Annotated in this window: 12 protein-coding genes; 9 read left to right on the top strand and 3 right to left on the bottom strand. The window is 70.2% G+C overall.

Annotated elements, in window-relative coordinates:
- Nucleotides 1-95 precede the first annotated feature (95 nt).
- Nucleotides 96-3,611 (top strand): efflux RND transporter permease subunit, encoded by a 3,516-nt coding sequence (locus AC1C2T_RS01610; protein ID WP_495384008.1) that lies wholly within the window; start codon nt 96-98, stop codon nt 3,609-3,611.
- Nucleotides 3,612-3,718: 107 nt separating this feature from the next.
- Here AC1C2T_RS01610 and AC1C2T_RS01605 read toward each other — a convergent pair whose 3' ends face one another.
- Both AC1C2T_RS01605 and AC1C2T_RS01600 read right to left on the bottom strand, forming a co-directional pair.
- On the bottom strand, nt 3,719-5,053 hold the full coding sequence (locus AC1C2T_RS01605) for an RNA polymerase sigma factor (RefSeq protein ID WP_495384007.1): 1,335 nt from the start codon (nt 5,051-5,053) through the stop codon (nt 3,719-3,721).
- Nucleotides 5,050-5,484, bottom strand: coding sequence for a YciI family protein (locus AC1C2T_RS01600; RefSeq protein ID WP_495384006.1), 435 nt, complete (start codon nt 5,482-5,484; stop codon nt 5,050-5,052). The genes AC1C2T_RS01605 and AC1C2T_RS01600 overlap by 4 nt, the downstream gene beginning before the upstream one ends.
- 178 nt (nt 5,485-5,662) lie before the next feature.
- On the opposite strand from AC1C2T_RS01600, the gene AC1C2T_RS01595 reads away from it, so the two are divergent.
- From AC1C2T_RS01595 to AC1C2T_RS01580, 4 genes are all read left to right on the top strand, one after another.
- The gene (locus AC1C2T_RS01595) at nt 5,663-6,076 is read left to right on the top strand and encodes a heavy-metal-associated domain-containing protein (RefSeq protein WP_495384005.1); all 414 of its coding nucleotides are present in this window, start codon (nt 5,663-5,665) and stop codon (nt 6,074-6,076) included.
- Nucleotides 6,077-6,252: 176 nt separating this feature from the next.
- Nucleotides 6,253-8,136, top strand: a complete 1,884-nt coding sequence (locus tag AC1C2T_RS01590; protein ID WP_495384004.1) for a glycoside hydrolase family 15 protein — start codon at nt 6,253-6,255, stop codon at nt 8,134-8,136.
- A gap of 129 nt (nt 8,137-8,265) precedes the next feature.
- Entirely contained in the window at nt 8,266-9,009 is a 744-nt protein-coding gene (locus AC1C2T_RS01585; RefSeq protein WP_495384003.1) for a hypothetical protein, read from the top strand.
- Nucleotides 9,006-9,596 carry a DUF6226 family protein gene (locus tag AC1C2T_RS01580; protein WP_495384002.1) on the top strand — a complete coding sequence of 197 codons (591 nt, stop codon included), beginning with the start codon at nt 9,006-9,008 and terminating at the stop codon, nt 9,594-9,596. Before AC1C2T_RS01585 ends, AC1C2T_RS01580 begins: the two co-directional genes overlap by 4 nt.
- Before the next feature lie 67 nt (nt 9,597-9,663).
- On the opposite strand, the gene AC1C2T_RS01575 is transcribed toward AC1C2T_RS01580, so the two are convergent.
- Entirely contained in the window at nt 9,664-11,727 is a 2,064-nt protein-coding gene (locus AC1C2T_RS01575) for a heavy metal translocating P-type ATPase (protein ID WP_495384001.1), read from the bottom strand.
- On the opposite strand from AC1C2T_RS01575, the gene AC1C2T_RS01570 reads away from it, so the two are divergent.
- The 4 genes from AC1C2T_RS01570 to AC1C2T_RS01555 all read left to right on the top strand — a co-directional run bounded on the left by AC1C2T_RS01570 (nt 11,707) and on the right by AC1C2T_RS01555 (nt 17,136).
- Nucleotides 11,707-12,069: a hypothetical protein gene (locus tag AC1C2T_RS01570; RefSeq protein ID WP_495384000.1), complete on the top strand. Its 363-nt coding sequence runs from the start codon at nt 11,707-11,709 to the stop codon at nt 12,067-12,069. The two genes, AC1C2T_RS01575 and AC1C2T_RS01570, sit on opposite strands and share 21 nt — an antisense overlap.
- A 118-nt stretch (nt 12,070-12,187) precedes the next feature.
- Nucleotides 12,188-15,043 (top strand): cation-translocating P-type ATPase, encoded by a 2,856-nt coding sequence (locus tag AC1C2T_RS01565; RefSeq protein ID WP_495383999.1) that lies wholly within the window; start codon nt 12,188-12,190, stop codon nt 15,041-15,043.
- An 83-nt stretch (nt 15,044-15,126) separates the two neighbouring features.
- Nucleotides 15,127-16,128 carry an NAD-dependent epimerase/dehydratase family protein gene (locus tag AC1C2T_RS01560; RefSeq protein ID WP_495383998.1) on the top strand — a complete coding sequence of 334 codons (1,002 nt, stop codon included), beginning with the start codon at nt 15,127-15,129 and terminating at the stop codon, nt 16,126-16,128.
- A 75-nt stretch (nt 16,129-16,203) separates the two neighbouring features.
- Nucleotides 16,204-17,136: an arginase family protein gene (locus tag AC1C2T_RS01555; protein WP_495383997.1), complete on the top strand. Its 933-nt coding sequence runs from the start codon at nt 16,204-16,206 to the stop codon at nt 17,134-17,136.
- Nucleotides 17,137-17,205: the final 69 nt, after the last annotated feature.

The following is a 17,205-nucleotide window of genomic DNA, read 5'->3' as shown; positions in this document are numbered from 1 at the left end:
AGGCTGCCCGACTCGAGGCGATCGGAATTCACCGAATGTCACTCGGATTTCATCGGTTCGAGATATCGCTCGCTCGTGCCTGCGAGAATTGAGCAATGCACCTGCTCGCAGCGCTCAGCATGAAGAACCGCGCGCTCATCGCGCTCATCACCGTCGTCGTCGCGATCTTCGGCGGTATCTCGCTCACGAGCCTCAAGCAGGAGCTGGCACCGTCGATCGAGTTCCCGCAGCTGTCGATCGTGACGAGCTACCCGGGGGCGTCACCCGACATCGTCAACACGGATGTCTCGACGCCGATCGAGACCGCGATCCAGGGCATCACCGGACTCGAGTCGACCTCGACGACGAGCTCGACCGGTCTCTCGCGGGTGACCGCGAGCTTCACCTACGGCACCGACCTCGCGTTCGTCGAGCAGAAGTTGCTCTCGGCGGTGAACCGCATCTCGAGCCAGTTGCCCGAGGATGTCGACCCCCAGGTGCTCGCCCTCAGTCTCGACGACTTCCCCGTGCTGCAGATCGCAGTCACCGGCGCCGACGACATCAGCGCGCTCTCCGACGAGATCGAGCGCACTACTCTGCCCGAGATCACCGACGTCGACGGCGTGCGTGAAGCGAGCCTCATCGGCGAGGTCGGCCAGCGGGTCACCATCACACCCGACCCCGAGAAGCTCGCGGCGCTCGGGCTGACCCAGCAGGCGATTCGCGACGCGTTGCAGCAGAACGGCTTGCTCGTACCCGCCGGCAGCATCACCGAGGGCGACTCCACCTTCGCCGTGCAGACCGGCACGCGTATCGGCAGCATCGAGGAGATCGCCGCGCTACCCGTGCTGGGAGCGACCGAGCAAGTGCTGCCGGCCCCGCCCCCCGAGACCCCGGCCGGCGACCAGCCGGCGACCGAAGAGCAACCGTCGGCAGAGCAGGAGCCGACGGGCTCGGTTGCACCAGACTCGGTTGCGCCAGGCTCGGTTTCGACAGGCTCAACCAACAGCGTTCCCGTCGCGGCGACGATCGCCGACGTGGCATCCGTCGAGCTCACCGACAACCCCGTCTCGAGCATCTCGCGCGTCAACGGCGAGCCCGCACTCACCATCTCGGTCACGAAGCTGCCCGCGGCCAACACCGTCGAGGTGTCGAACGCGGTGACCGCGCTGCTGCCCGACCTCGAGTCCTCGCTCGACACCACGAATCCGGGAGCGACCTTCACGGTCGTCTTCGACCAGGCTCCTTACATCGAGCAGTCGATCGAGTCGCTCGCGACCGAGGGCCTGCTCGGCCTCCTGTTCGCGGTGATCGTGATCCTCGTCTTCCTGCTCTCGATCCGGGCGACGCTCGTGACCGCGATCTCGATTCCGACCTCGGTGCTCATCACCTTCATCGGGTTGCAGGCGGCCGACTACACGCTCAACATCCTCACGCTCGGTGCGCTCACGATCGCCATCGGCCGTGTCGTCGACGACTCCATCGTCGTCATCGAGAACATCAAGCGCCACCTCATCGAAGGCGTCGACAAGGCCTCGACGATCGTGCACGCCGTGCGCGAGGTCGCCGGCGCCATCACGGCGTCCACCATCACGACCGTCGCGGTCTTCCTGCCGCTCGCACTCGTCGAGGGCGTCACAGGAGAACTGTTCCGGCCGTTCGCACTCACCGTGACCATCGCGCTCGTCGCCTCACTGCTCGTCTCGCTCACGATCGTGCCGGTGCTCGCGTACTGGTTCCTGAAGCCCGCGACCCTTCGACAGGCTCAGGGACCGGGTGATTCCGGGGCCGATGCAGGGGTCGCGGCGGCGGCGTTCGTCGACGAAACGCCGGTGCCGGCGACCGGCACCAGCGCCGCAGCAGCCGTCGACGAACTCGAGCACCCGTCGCGCCTGCAGCGCGGCTACCTGCCGATCATCGAGTGGACCTTGAAGCATGGCGTCGTGACGATCGTCGTCGCGCTGCTCGTGCTCGGCGGCACCGTCGCGCTCACCCCGCTCATGAAGACGAACTTCCTCGGATCCTCGGGCCAGAACACGTTCCAGGTGTCGCAGGAGCTGCCGCTCGGTACGAGCCTCGGCGCGCTGGAAGCGGCGTCCGAGCCGGTCGAGCGGGTGATCCGCGACACCGAGGGCGTCGAGACCGTGCAGACCTCGATCGGCGGCGGCAGCGGACTCGCCGCCGCGTTCGGTGGTGGCGGTGCGACCGTGACGTACTCGGTCACGACCGACGAGAGCGCCGATCAAGATGCACTGCAGGCGAGCGTGCGCGACGAACTGGCCGCCCTCGACGACGTCGGCGACGTCACCCTCGCCGCGTCGAGCGGGTTCGGCGCCTCGAACGACATCGAAGTCGACATCACCGCGTCGAACGCCGAAGACCTGCAAGCCGCGACGGATGCCGTGGTCGAAGAGCTCGACGGCATCGATTCCATCGCGCAGGTGTCGTCGAACCTGTCGGAGTCCCAGCCCTACGTCGCCGTCGAGGTGAACCGAGCGGATGCCGCTGCCGCGGGCTACTCCGAGGTCGCCCTCGGTGCGGTCGTGTCCGCCGCGATGCAACCGCAGAGCGCGGGCTCCGTCGTGATCGACGAGAAGACGCTCACGATCTACCTCGCCGCCGCGAACCCGCCGAGGACCGTCGAGGAGCTGTCGGCGCTCGAGGTGCCGACTCCCGCCGGCCTCGTGCGGCTCGATTCGCTCGCGACAGTCGAGAACGTCGAGGGGCCGGCATCCGTCACCACCGTGCAGGGCCTCCGCAGCGCGACGGTGTCTGCGACGCCCTCGGGAGACGACCTCGGCACGGCGAGCGGCGCCGTCTCGGCGGCGGTCGCGGCGGTCGAGCTGCCCGCCGGCACGACGGCATCGATCGGCGGCGTCAGCGCCGACCAGACCGAGTCGTTCTCGCAGCTCGGGCTCGCACTGCTCGCCGCGATCCTGATCGTCTACATCGTGATGGTGGCGACGTTCCGTTCATTGCTGCAGCCGTTGCTGCTGCTCGTGTCGGTGCCGTTCGCGGCGACCGGTGCGATCGCGCTGCAGGTGATCACGGGCATCCCCCTCGGCGTCGCCTCGCTCGTCGGTGTGCTGATGCTCGTCGGCATCGTCGTGACGAACGCGATCGTGCTCGTCGACCTCGTGAACCAGTATCGAGATCGCGGAATGACCGTGCGTGAAGCTCTCGTGCACGGTTCGTCGAGGCGACTGCGCCCGATCCTGATGACCGCGCTCGCGACGATCTTCGCGTTGCTGCCCATGGCGCTCGGCATCACCGGTCATGGCGGCTTCATCTCGCAGCCGCTCGCGCTCGTCGTGATCGGCGGACTCGTGTCGTCGACGGCGCTCACCCTCGTGGTGCTGCCGGTGCTCTACGACCTCGTCGAGGGCGGGCGCGAGCGTCGCCGGGCGAAGCGGGCGGCGAAGGCGGCGGGCGGCGGATCGGATGCCTCGGTGTCGCCGGCGCTCGCCGTCGCGGGTGGCGCTGCGGCGTCTGCAGCGGCGGCGTCCGTCGAGCCAGACACTGAGTCGGCCGCGCCCGCTGCGGTCGACGCCGACGCCGACCCCGACGCCCACGCCGACCCCGACGCCCACCGGGGAGACGTCGACGACGTCTCCCCGGGCGACGGTATCTGACCCCGGCGACCGATCGACGGGGCGTCCAAACGTCGCAGATGGCGGGCATCGGCCCGCTGAGGTCGCCATCTGCGACGTTTCGGTGACTTCAGTTGTGTATTGGCGCGCTACTCGGAGGGCGGTGCGGGTGGTGCAGGCGGTGCAGGCGGCGCGAGCGCGGCGATCTTCGCGAGGAGCGAGGCGCGCTCGCGTTCGTTGCCGGTGAGTCGGGCTGCGGTCGCGAGCTCGCCGCGTGCCTCGCCGGTGCGGCCGAGCCGACGCAGCAGCTCTCCGCGCACGGCAGGCAGTGGGGCGTAGCCGGCGAGCTTGCCCCCGGCCACGAGTTCGTCGACGATCAGCAGCGCTGACGCCGGACCCGTCGACATCGCGACGGCGACTGCACGGTTCAGCTCGACGACGGGCGACGGGGCGAGGCGCCCGAGCGCTTCGTAGAGCACCACGATGCGCGCCCAGTCGGTGTCGTCGACGGATGCCGCGACCGCATGGCACTCGGCGATCGCCGCCTGCAGGCCGTATGCGGCACGTCCGCGGCCGATCTGGTCGGCGCGGGCGAGCGCTGCGCTGCCGCGCGCGATCTGCGACCGGTCCCAGCGCGAGCGGTCCTGTTCGTCGAGGGGGATCGGCGTGCCGTCGCGTTTCGTGCGCGCCGCGAAGCGCGAGGCGGTGAACTCCATCAGGGCGACGAGCGACTGCGCCTCGGGCTCGCGGGGCATGAGCCCCGCGACCATGCGGGCGAGGCGGATGGCCTCGGCCGAGACATCCGGTCGCACCCAGGCCTCGCCCGTTGCGGGCAGATAGCCCTCGTTGAAGATGAGGTAGAGCACGGAGAGCACCGAGCCGAGCCGCTCGGCGTATTCGTTCGGCTCGGGCACCTCGAACGGCACCTTGGCCGCTGCGAGGGTCTTCTTCGCGCGCACGATGCGCTGCTGGATCGTGGCCGTCGGCACGAGGAAGGCCCGGGCGATCTCATCCGAGCCGAGGCCGCCGACGATGCGGAGTGTCAGGGCGATCTGCGCCTCGCGCGAGAGCACTGGGTGGCACGACACGAAGATGAGCCGCAAGATGTCGTCGTCGATCGTGTCGGGGTCCCAGAAGGTGTCGGATGCCGCGGCGCGATCGCGCTCGAGGTCGTGGGCCATCGAGGCGTACCGCTCGTCGAGCCGCTCGCGACGACGCCAGCCGTCGATCGCGCGGCGCTTGGCCACCGCGGTGAGCCACGCGCCCGGGTTGTTCGGCACGCCCTCGGCCGGCCACTGCCGCAGCGCCTCGACGAGCGCCTCCTGCGCGAGATCCTCCGCCTGGCCGACGTCGCCGACGAAGCGGGTCAGGGTCGCGACGATGCGCGCCGACTCGATGCGCCAGACGGCGGCGACGGCGCGCCGGGCGCGGTCGGCGGGCTCATTCGCCTCGCCGACCGTGCCCGGGGCATCCGTCTCGCTCATTCGGCTGCGGTGCCGAGACGGCCCTCGGCCTCTTCGCGCCAGCCGGCTTCCTTCTGGATCCACTCGTTGTCTTGAGGGAAGTCCTCGAGCTCATTGATCCGGCGCACCTCGAGCTTCGAGCCCGGGCCGAGGGGGCACCGCTTGGCCCATTCGGCAGCCTCTTCAGCGCTCGAGGCCTGGATGATCCAGAAGCCGTTGAAGAGCTCCTTCGTCTCGCCGTAGGGGCCGTCGGTGACGACCGGCGGGGTGGAGTCGAAGTCGACGACGAAGCCCTCCTTCGCGTCGGAGAGGCCCTCGCCCGCGAGCAGCACGCCGGCCTTGATCAGCGACTCGTTGTAGGCGCCCATCGCCGCGATGACTTCGGCGAAGTCGAAGTTCTCGTACGCCTCGACGGCTGCGTCGTTGGACCGCATGATCAGCATGTACTTCATGGTTCTCTCCTTTGTGGGGAGGGGGCCGAAGTGCCCGCCTCACTCTGGCGTCGAACGGGCGGACGCCGAATCGACATCGCTCGCGAACTTCTTTTCCTCATGCTGCCATGCGTGGTCTGTTTGCGTCGTGCATACCCTAGGGGGGTATATTGAGTCGCAACGACGAAAGGACCCCGAGATGACCCTCGCGCCCGAAGGCAGAACCGAGATCGAACTCACCGACGACAGCTGCGCGTGCTGCGCAGTCGACACGGTCACGGATGCCGCGGCTCCCGCCGAGGCGCACGCGCATGTCCCCGAGGCGCACGCGCCCGCCGACGGTGCCTCGCTCGTCGAGGCGAACTTCGGCGTCGCGGGCATGACGTGCGGCAATTGCGTGCGCCACGTGACCGAAGAGCTCGTCGGGATCGACGGCGTCGACGCGGTCGAGATCGAGCTCGTCGCGGGCGGCGTCTCGAGCGTGACGGTGCGCAGCGCGGCCCCGGTCTCCGCGGCTGCGATCAGCGCGGCCGTCGCCGAAGCCGGCTACGAGGCGATCGTCGAGACCCAGACCGCCGAGATCGAGCGCATGCAGGGCCTGCTCGGTCGGTGACCGGCCGGTCGGCCGGTCGGCCGACGGATCGGCGGCGACGCGCGACGCGCGCGCTACAGGGCGCGGCAGCGTGCGGGCGTTCCGATTGCGCGCCTCTCGCCGCAGGCTCCGATGCTGTGCTGTCATGAGTGGGTGACTGACTCGACGTGGGAACCGGTAATCGCAGGGGCGAACTCGTGAACGCGAGTCGGGCACCGCAATTGGCAGGCGCGGTCCGTCGCTCGCCGTTCCCGCCGATCGCCCAGTTCGCGTTCCTCTCCGACTGCCACACCGGTGCACTCGTCGCACCCGACGGATCGGTCGGATGGCTCTGCCCGCCGAGGTTCGACGCGCCCAGCGTCTTCGCGACGATCCTCGACCGGCAGGCCGGCTATTTCCGCTTCGGGCCGTTCGACGTCAACGCACCGTCTGCGCGCGCCTACGACCCGGGCACCAACGTGCTCGTCACCACGTGGAAGACCCCGACCGGCTGGGCCGAGGTGCGCGACGCGCTCACGATCGTTCCGCGGACGGCGCCCGATACGACGACCCCGCATACCCGGGCACCCGCCGACGACGACGCGGCGCATTGCCTCGTTCGCACCGTGACGTGCCTCGACGGACACGTCGAGATGGAGCTCGTCTGCGAGCCGGTCTTCGACTACGGGCGCGTGGACGCCGAGTGGGCGGCGACCGACGAGCACAGTGCGACCGCGAGCGGCGGCGGCGTCTCGCTGCGGCTGCGCTCCGATCTGTCCCTCGGCATCCAGGGCGGACACGTTCGCGCGCGCCACACTCTAAGCGCGGGCGATCAGGCGTTCTGTTCGCTGTCGTGGGCTGACGACCTCGCCGGACCGGCGACGTTCGAAGAGGCGACCGCCGAACTCGACGTCACGGTCGCGTTCTGGCGTGACTGGCTGAGCGACGCGAGAATCCCCGACCACCCGTGGCGCGAAGCGCTCGAGCGCTCGGCCCTGACGATCAAGGGACTCACGTACATGCCGACGGGCGCGACGGTTGCCGCCCTCACGACCTCGCTGCCCGAGACGCCGGGCGGGGAACGCAACTGGGACTACCGCTTCAACTGGATTCGGGACTCGTCGTTCACCGTGCAGGCGCTGCACTATCTCGACCTCGATTGGGAGGCCGACGAGTTCGTGGAGTTCCTCTCCGGGCTCGAGGCGAACGGCGACGGTTCGCTGCAGATCATGTACGGCATCGACGGCCGGCGAGACCTCACGGAGTCGACGCTCGATCACCTCACGGGATACCTGGGTTCGCGGCCCGTCAGGATCGGCAACGGGGCGTTCGCCCAGCGGCAGAACGACCTGTACGGGGCGGTGCTCGATGCAATCCTGATGCACTCGCGTCGCAGCCAGCGGGTGCCGCGATCACTCTGGCCGCTCATCCGGTCGCAGGCCGAATGCGCAACCGCGGTCTGGCGCGAGCCCGACCAGGGTATCTGGGAGGCCCGCGGCGAACCCCAGCACTACGTGTCGTCGAAGATCATGTGCTGGGTCGCGCTCGACCGGGCCTCGAAGCTCGGCGACATCGTCGGCGACGCGGAGCTTTCGAAGCAGTGGCGCGGCGTCGCCGACGAGATCGCCGCCGACATCTTGGGCAACGGCGTGAGCGATCGTGGCGTGCTGCGCCAGCACTACGGCACCGATGCTCTGGATGCATCCGCCCTGCTCGCGGCGATCTACGGCTTCCTCCCCGTCGACGACGAGCGGTTGCGGAATACGGTGCTGGCGATCGCCGACGAACTCACCGAGAGCGGGTTCGCGCTTCGCTACCGCACTGAGGAGACCGATGACGGCCTGTCGGGGCGCGAGGGCACCTTCCTCATCTGCTCGTTCTGGCTGGTCTCGGCGCTCACGATCATCGGCGAGGGCAAGCGCGCCCACGCGCTCATGGAGAAGCTGCTCCGAATCGTCTCCCCGCTCGGCCTGCTCGCCGAGGAGCTCGACACGGAGACGGGCCAGCACCTCGGCAACTTCCCGCAGGCGTTCTCGCACCTCGCCCTCATCGAGGCCGCCCGACGCATCATCGTGATCGAGCGCCTGATCGAGTTCATCTGATCGGCGTCTGCGGGTTGAGCCTGTCGAAACCGCTCGGGTCGAGTCTGGACGAGCTCACCCGCAGGGGCGGGCTCTGGTGCAACCTCGCAGGGCGCTGTTATGTTCGCCGCGGAGGTGCGCGTGCGCAGAATGACGAGTTCGATGGGTGCGGCTGCGGCATTGATGGCGCTGGCGGCGCTCGCCGGGTGCTCTGACAGCGCGGCATCCGGCGACGCGAAGGCGACAATCGAGGCGACGGATGCCGCGGCGCAGGTCGTGTCCATCCCGATGCCCGAGTTCGCACCGTGGCCCGAGAGCGATCCGTTCACCGAGGCCGACATCGAGGCCGCGCGCATCGCCGAGTCCGACAGCAACTGGCAGGCCGTGCTGGCGACGTATCCCGATGCGGTGCGACCAGAGGTCGCGTTCGAGGCCTACGTGACCGACGAGAACCGCGTCGACGTGACGCGTGCCTGCTTCGAGGCAGCCAGCCTGCCGATCGACGAGGGTCGCACCGGCCCGAACCCCGACGACCCCGTCGTCTCGGTCGGCACGTCGACGACGACGGTCGAGGAGGCGATCGCCCTGTTCTCCTGCCGGGTCGCGCATCCGGAGCGGCGCACCTCGGGCCCGCCGAACGCCGAGCAGCTCGGCTGGATCTACGACTATCTCACCGAGTACTACGTGCCCTGTTACGAGGCGAACGACATCGTCGTGCCGCCCGCTCCGCCGCGCGAGGAGTTCGTCGCGAACTGGCCGAACCAGGGCTGGTTCCCGATGGTCGGCGACCACCCGATGGCGATGGACGCCGAGTGGGACGCTGCGCTCTCGGAGGCCTGCATCGACCCCGACACGGCGATCATGACGGGCCTCGTCGAGCGGGCGGGCGGATGACCGGCGCCGTCGGCTTGCCACCCGCCCTACCGCGGCGCGGCGCGTCGTCGGGCGTCGACGAGCTCCCGGCCGAGCCGTACCGGTGGGGCGATGACGGCCCGCCGACGGAGGCCTACAGCCGCGTCGGCGACGCCAAGCGCTACCGCTCGCTGCATGCGTTCGCCCTCGCGCTCGCCGCCGACCTCGAGGCGGAGTTCGACGTCGAGCGCGACGGCGAGCCGTCGCTCGACGCGTGGCTCGCCGAGGGCGTCGAGATCGTACGCGCGGTTCGACTGCGCCCGCGAGCGGATGCCTCGGCGCCGATCACGATCGGCCTCACCTCCTTCCCCGGCCTCGTCATCGGGTTCGGCGAGTTCACGAGGCTGACGCTGCCGGCGTGCGGATGCGACGCGTGCGACGAGCATGTCGCGTATCTGGTCGCATCGGCACGCGAGCACGTCGACGCCGTCGTGTCGGGCGGCTCCGCCGAGGCATCCGGCGGCTGGGTCTCGTTCCGCACCGCGCGCTGGTCGAGCGTGGGCGGCGGGCAGCCGCCATTCGGGCCGCGGCGCGCGTGGGCGGCATGGCCGCGGAGGACAGGCGCTTGAAGCTCCGCGAGGTGACCCTGTCGAGCCTCGGGCGGGGGTTTCGACACGCTCAACCCGCAGGTATGCCTCAGCTCGCGCGGTCGAGCACCGCTCGCGTCGAAGCCTCGGGCCGCAGGTCGAGGCGGCGCAACAGTTGCGCGTTGGCCGCGACGATGATCGTCGAGAGCGACATCAGGATCGCACCGATCGACATCGGCAGTATGAACCCGATGGGGGCCAGCACACCCGCGGCGAGCGGCACCGAGATCAGGTTGTACCCGGCAGCCCACCAGAGGTTCTGCGACATCTTTCGGTAGCTCGCTCGCGACAGTTCGATGACCGAGATCACCGATCGCGGGTCGGATGACGCGAGGATGACGCCGGCCGAGGCGATCGCGACATCCGTGCCGGCGCCGATCGCGATGCCCACGCTCGCCTGCGCGAGCGCGGGCGCGTCGTTCACGCCGTCGCCGACCATCGCGACCGAGAGTCCCTCGTGCTGCAGCTCCTGCACCTTCGCGGCCTTGTCCTCGGGGCGCACGCCCGCGTAGACCCGGTCGATGCCGAGTTGCGCGGCGACGGTGCGGGCGACGGGTTCGGCGTCCCCCGTGATCATCACGACCTGCACGCCGAGGGCGTGCAGCGCGTCGACGGCCTCCTTCGACTCGGGCCGGATCTCGTCGGCCAGTGCGATGGCACCGGCCACCTCGCCATCGACGAGCACGTGCAGCACCGTCTGCCCGGCCTCGCTCCAGCCGGTGGATGCCGCGAGAGGCCGCTGCCCCTCGCGGGCGAGCAGCCCGGGGCCGCCGACCTGCACGATGCGTCCGTCGACCGTCGCGTGCACGCCGATCGCGGCGGACGCGGTGAAGCCCGACGCCGACGCGACGAGGAGGCCGCGGCGCGCGGCATCCGTCACGATGGCCTTCGCGAGCGGATGCTCCGAGTCCCGCTCTGCCGCTGCAGCGAGCGCCATGACCTCGTCGGGGTTGAACCCGGATGCCGCGACGGCATCGGTGACCGCGGGCTCGCCCTTCGTGAGGGTGCCGGTCTTGTCGAAGAGCACCGCGCCGACCGTGCGCATCGTCTCGAGCGCGAGGCGGTCGGTGACGAGCACGCCGCCCTTCGCCGCCCGCTCGGTCGCGATCGAGACGACGAGCGGGATGGCGAGGCCGAGGGCGTGCGGGCAGGCGATCACGAGCACGGTGATGGTGCGCACGACGGCGTCGTCGGGGTCGCCGAGCAGGGTCCAGGCGATCGCCGTGATGACGGCGGCGCCGAGCGCGAACCAGAAGAGCCAGCCGGCGGCCGTGTCGGCGAGGCGCTGGGCGCGCGAGGTCGAGGCCTGCGCCTGCGCGACCAGTCGCTGGATGCCCGCGAGCGCGGTGTCGTCGCCGACGGCGCCGACCCGCACCCGGATCGCCGTGTCGGTGGCGACGGTACCGGCGACGACGTGGTCGCCGGGGCCGCGCGCGACCGTGATGGATTCGCCTGTGATCATCGACTCGTCCATCGCGGCGGTGCCGTCGATCACCTCGCCGTCGGCGGGCACGCGCCCGCCGGGGCGCACGATCACGACGTCGCCGACCGCGAGCTCCGACGGCGAGACCACCTCGGTCGCTGAGCTGGTCGGAGGGGCGCCCGCTTCGACGGGCTCAGCGAGCGGAACCACCCGCTCGGCCTCGTCGGGCAGCAGCGCCGCGAGTGCGTCGAGCGCGCTCGACGCCTGCATGATCGAGCGCATCTCGATCCAGTGGCCGAGCAGCATGATCACGATGAGGAGTGCGAGCTCCCACCAGAAGTCGAGGTGGTGGCTGAGCAGGCCGAGGCTCGCGCCGAGCGACGCGAAGTAGGCCACCGTGATCGCGAGGCCGATGAGCAGCATCATGCCGGGCTTGCGCGACTTCAGCTCCGACCAGGCGCCGGTGAGGAACGGCTTGCCGCCCCAGAAGTACATGACCGTGCCGAGGATGGGGGAGATCCAGGCGATCACGGCGTTGTCGGGCAGCTGGTAGCCGAGGATCGACGCGAACATCGGGCTGAATGCGATGGTCGGCACGGCGATGACGAGCATGATCCAGAACAGGCGGCGGAACTGGCCGACATGGTCGCCGTGACCCGCGTGGCCGTCGTGGCCCGCGTGGCCGCTCATGTCGTGGCCTGTGTGGCCGCTCATGTCGTGCCCGGCGTGCGGATCGTGTCCGGCGTGCGCGTCGTGCCCGGCGTGCGGATCGTGTCCGGCGTGCGCGTCGTGCCCGGCGTGCGGATCGTGTCCGGCGTGCGCGTCGTGCCCGGCGTGCGGATCGTGTCCGGCGTGCGGATCGTGTCCGGCGTGCGGATCGTGTCCGGCGTGCGCGTCGTGTCTGCTCATCTCGTGTGCAGCCTGCCTCGTCTGCGGATGCCCCGCGCCATCGGTGTGGTGCTCGTGCATGTCGTCGCGGGTCGCGCCCATCATCTTCCTCCGTCGTCTGCTCGTGCTCCAATACCCCCATAGGGTATCGCTCCCTCAGCAGAACACCACCCCTCGCCGTTCTGTTCCCTCACCCGGCGCATCGATCGAGCCGCGTCGTCCCGCTCTTGCGGTGGTCGTGACACGCCCGGAGGATGGGGGCATGACGAGCCCCGGCGAGATCTCGACCGACGCGTTCGACCCGGTGCGAACGGATGCCGCAGAGGTGGCACGCCTGCTGGGTGTCGACCTCGACAACGGACTCTCGGGAGCCGAAGCCGCTGCGCGGCTTGCCGTCCACGGGCCCAACGAGCTGCGAGGCACGCGCCGCACCCCGCTCTGGCGACGCATCCTCGCCCAGTTCACCGACCCACTCATCGTGCTCCTGCTCGCTGCCGTGGTGATCTCTCTCATCGCGTGGATCGTCGAGGGCGCCGACGGGCTGCCGATCGATGCCATCGTGATCGTCGCCATCATCGTGCTGAACGCCGTGCTCGGCTTCGTGCAGGAGTCGCGCGCCGAGCAGGCGGTGGCGGCGCTCGCCGTGATGACCGCGGCGCACTCGACCGTGTTGCGTGATGGCGAGCTGCGCACGGTGCCGAGCGCCGAACTCGTGCCGGGCGACGTATTGGTGCTCGGTGAGGGAGACCAGGTCGGCGCAGACGGCCGGCTGTTCCGTGCGCACACGTTGCGCGTCGCCGAGGCCTCGCTCACCGGCGAGAGCGAGGCCGTCGAGAAGCACTCGGAGACGATCGAGGCCACCGTGCCGCTCGGCGACCGCCTCGACATGGTCTACAAGGGCACGGCGGTCAACCGCGGCACAGGCAGGGCGATCGTCACCGCGACCGGCATGTCGACGGAGGTGGGCTCGATCGCCACGATGCTCGACGAGACCGTCGAGGAGCCCACTCCGCTGCAGGTGGAGGTCGCGCACCTCGGGCGCCTGCTCGGCCGCATCGTCGTCGTCATCGCGATCGTCGTGATGGTCACGATCGTGCTCGTCGAGGGCGTCAGCACCCCCGCCGAGTTCGTGACGGTGCTGCTGCTCGGCGTCTCGCTCGCCGTCGCCGCCGTACCCGAAGGCCTTCCGGCGATCCTCTCCGTCGTACTCGCGCTCGGCGTGCAGCGCATGGCGAAGCGGAACGCGGTCGTGAAGAACCTCTCGAGCGTCGAGACGTTGGGGTCGGCATCCGTCATCTGCACCGACAAGACCGGCACGCTCACCACCAACCAGATGACCATCGAGCGGGTCGTCACGGCGTCGGGCGCCGTCGACCTCGGTGGCGTCGGGTACACGCCCATCGGCGCGGCGACGACCAAGGGCCTCGAGCTCGGAGAGGGCTCGCTGCGTGCCGAGGTGCAGCTCGTGCTCGGTGTGGGTTCGCTCGCGAACGACGCGCAGCTCGCTGAGCGCGACGGCAAATGGGAGATCGAGGGAGACCCGACCGAGGCGGCCTTCCTCGTGGCTGCCCGGAAGGTGGAGGGCACCGCCGAGGAGGCGGCCCGATACGGGCGCGTGGGCGAGGTTCCGTTCAGCTCCGAACGCAAGATGATGTCGACCGCGCACCGCAGGGACGACGGCGAGGTCGTCGTGCTCAGTAAAGGCGCCCCCGACGTTCTGCTCGAGCACTGCACCCGCATACAGCTGGGCTCCGAGACGGTGCCGCTCGATGCGAATCGGCGGGAGCAAGCCCTCGCCGACACGGAGGCGCTCTCCGAGGCGGCCTTCCGCACCCTCGGGGTCGCATACCGCGCCGCACCCGAGTTCGAAGGCGGCGACGACGCGGCGAGGGATGCAGCAGCCATCGACGAGTCCGCTGAACACGACCTCGTCTACGCCGGTGTCGTGGGCATCATCGACCCGCCGCGCCCCGAGGTGCGCCCGGCGATCGCCGAGGCGCATGCCGCCGGCATCCGCGTGATCATGATCACGGGCGACCACCCCGCGACGGCCGGGCGCATCGCGCGTGACCTCGGCATCATCCCCGACGACGGCATCGCCCTGCCGGGTGCTCGCCTCGACGGCATGGACGAGCAGCAGCTGCGCGATGCCGTTCGCACCGTCTCAGTGTTCGCGCGTGTCGCGCCGCAGCACAAGCTGCGCATCGTCGATGCGCTGCAGGCCGATGGCCAGATCGTCGCGATGACGGGCGACGGCGTGAACGACGCGCCGGCGTTGAAGTCGGCCGACATCGGCATCGCCATGGGCATCACGGGCACCGAGGTCACGAAGGAGGCGGCGAAGATGGTGCTCGCCGACGACGACTTCGCCACGATCGTGCACGCCGTGCGCGAGGGGCGGGTGATCTTCGACAACATCCGCAAGTTCCTGCGCTACCTGCTGTACTCCAACATGGGCGAGGTGCTGACGGTCTTCTTCGGCGTCGTGTTCGGCGGTGTGCTCGGCCTCACCGGCGCCGGCGACGATGGGCTCGTGCTGCCCCTGCTCGCGACGCAGATCCTGTGGATCAACCTCGTCACCGACTCGGGACCCGCGCTCGCGATGGGCGTCGATCCCGAGATCGACGACGTCATGGCGAGGCCGCCGCGAGGCATCCACGATCGAGCGATCGATACGGGTATGTGGATCGGGATCGCGACTACCGGGCTCGTCATCTCGGTGATCACGCTGCTCACCATCGACATCTTCCTGCCGGGTGGGCTCATTCCCGGCGGCACGGATTCGCTCGAGGTCGCGCGCACCGCGGGCTTCACGACGCTCGTCTTCGCCGCGTTGTTCACCGCGTTCAACGCGCGTTCGGCCGCGTCGAGCGCGTTCCGCGGTCTCTTCGCCAACCGGTGGCTCTGGGGCTCGGTGGTACTGGCCGTGGTGCTGCAGGTCGCGGTCGTCTCGTTGCCGCCGCTGCAGGTGGCGTTCGGCACGCGGGGGCTCGACGGCGAGCACTGGCTCGTCTGCGCGGTGATGGCGTCGGCCGTGCTCTGGGTCGAGGAGCTCAGGAAGGTCGGTATCCGGGCGATCGAGCGTCGCCGAGCGGATGCCCCCGCGCCCACCGTCTGAGGCGATGCGCCCTCGTCGCCGCGGGAGTTCGCGTTGCGAGAACACGGCTGCGCGCGGCATCCGTCACGTGCTCGAATGGGCGCATGGACCTTCTCGTGCTCGGTGGAACGCAGTGGCTCGGTCGCGAACTCGCGCGGGAGGCGATTCGGCGCGGGCATGAGGTGACGTCGCTCGCCCGTGGTGAAGCCGGTGCCGCAGCAGAGGGCTCGGCGTTCGTCGTCGCCGACCGGTCGCAACCCGGTGCCTACGATGCCGTCACCGACCGCGAATGGGATGCCGTCATCGACGTGACCCGCCAGCCTGGCTTCGCCCGCCGCGCCGCGGCGGATCTCGCCGCGCACGCTGCGCACTGGACGTTCATCTCCTCGTGCAACGTCTACGCGGCGCACAACGAGCCGGGCGCCGACGAATCGGCCGCGCTCATGCCACCGCTCGCCGACGACGAGTCGACGCCGGAGACCTACGGCGAGGCGAAATCGGCGATCGAGCAGGCCTATCGGGACGCGCTGGACGACCGCCTGCTCGTGATCCGGCCCGGACTCATCACCGGCCACGGCGACGCCTCGGGCCGCGGCGGGTACTGGTCGGCGCGCGCGGCCCGCAGCGACGAGCTGATGCTCGTGCCAGACATCCTCGACTTCTCGGTGCAGGCGATCCACGTCGACGACCTCGTGCAATTCACGATCGACGCCGTGGAGCAGCGGCTCACCGGCGCCTTCAATGCGGTGGGCGAGCACACGACGTTCGGCGACTGGATCGAGCGGTCGCGGGCCCTCGCCGGGCACCGGGGCGAAGTCGTCGCCGTCTCATCCGAGTGGCTCGTCGAGCAGGGCGTCAACGAATGGTCGGGTCCCGAATCGCTGCCGCTGTGGATCGTCGACCCCGAGTGGAACGCGTTCCTCGACCGTTCGAACGCCGCTGCCGTCGCCGCGGGGCTGCGCTTGCGCCCCCTCGACCAGTTGCTCGGCGAACTGCTCGAGTGGGAGCGCAGCGAAGGACTCGATCGCGACCGCGGTGCCGGTCTCAGCGCTGCGCGAGAGCGTGAACTGCTCGCGGCGCTTCGCGGCCCTGCCCCGGTGGAGTGAGCCCCGTCTGGAATCGCAGACGCCATCGGTTTGGATGCCTCGGCTCGCGGCATCCGTCGTTGCTAACGTCAGGCCATGGGCACCGCTGCGCTTCCGAACGATCCACTCTGGCCACGGGCAGGTGACTGGCCGCCGCTCGGCGAGTTGCCCGCGGACGCGCGCGCCGATCTCGCGCTGCTCGGGGTGCCGGTCTTCGCCACCTCGCTCTCGCCGACCGGTGCGCACGAGACGCCCGCGGCGATCCGTGAGGCGCTTCGGCGGTGCAGCCCTGCAATCATGGCCGATCGTGGCCGACGCGACCACGCAACGTCGCTCGACGGACTCACCCTCGTCGACGCGGGCGATGTCCCCGAGCCCGACGGCCCCGCGGGCGAGCGGCGTGTGCGCGCCGCGGTCGCCGCGGCCGCCGAGCGCGCCCGCGTCGTGGTTGCGCTCGGCGGCGACAACTCGCTCACCTCACCCGTGGCGCTCGGCGTCTGGGGCGAGCGGCTCGGCTCGGCCGGCCTGATCACGCTCGACGCCCACTACGACCTGCGCGACGGCGTGAGCAACGGCTCGCCCGTGCGGCGTCTCGTCGAAGCCGGGCTCGATGGGCGGCGCATCGTGCAGATCGGCATCGCCGACTTCGTGAACTCGCGCGAGTACGCTGAGCGCGCCCGCGACTACGGCATCACGGTCGTGCACCGCGACGAACTGCACCGCCGCCCCATGAGCGACGTGTTCGCCGAAGCGCTCGAGATCGCGGGCGCAGGGGGCGGGCCGATCCACGTCGACCTCGACCTTGACGTCTGCGATCGCGCCGTGGCGCCGGGGTGCCCGGCATCGGTGCCGGGCGGAATCTCGGCGTACGAGTTGCGGCAGGCCGCGCGGGCCGCCGGCGCCGATTCGCGAGTCGAATCGGTCGACCTCGCCGAGGTGGATGCCACGGCCGATGCCCCCGATGGGCGTACGGTTCGATTGGCGGCCCTCTGCGTGCTGGAGGTCGCGGCGGGCATCGCGCTCCGCTGAACACTCGAGTACTCGAGTGTTCAGCGGAGCACTCGCCGCGTTCGTCGAGTACGGTCGAATTCCGTCGTC

It is taken from the genome of Agromyces sp. Y558 (genome assembly GCF_059445415.1).
The sequence above is the reverse complement of the archived record's forward strand: the minus strand, read 5'-3'. Positions and strand labels throughout refer to the sequence as shown.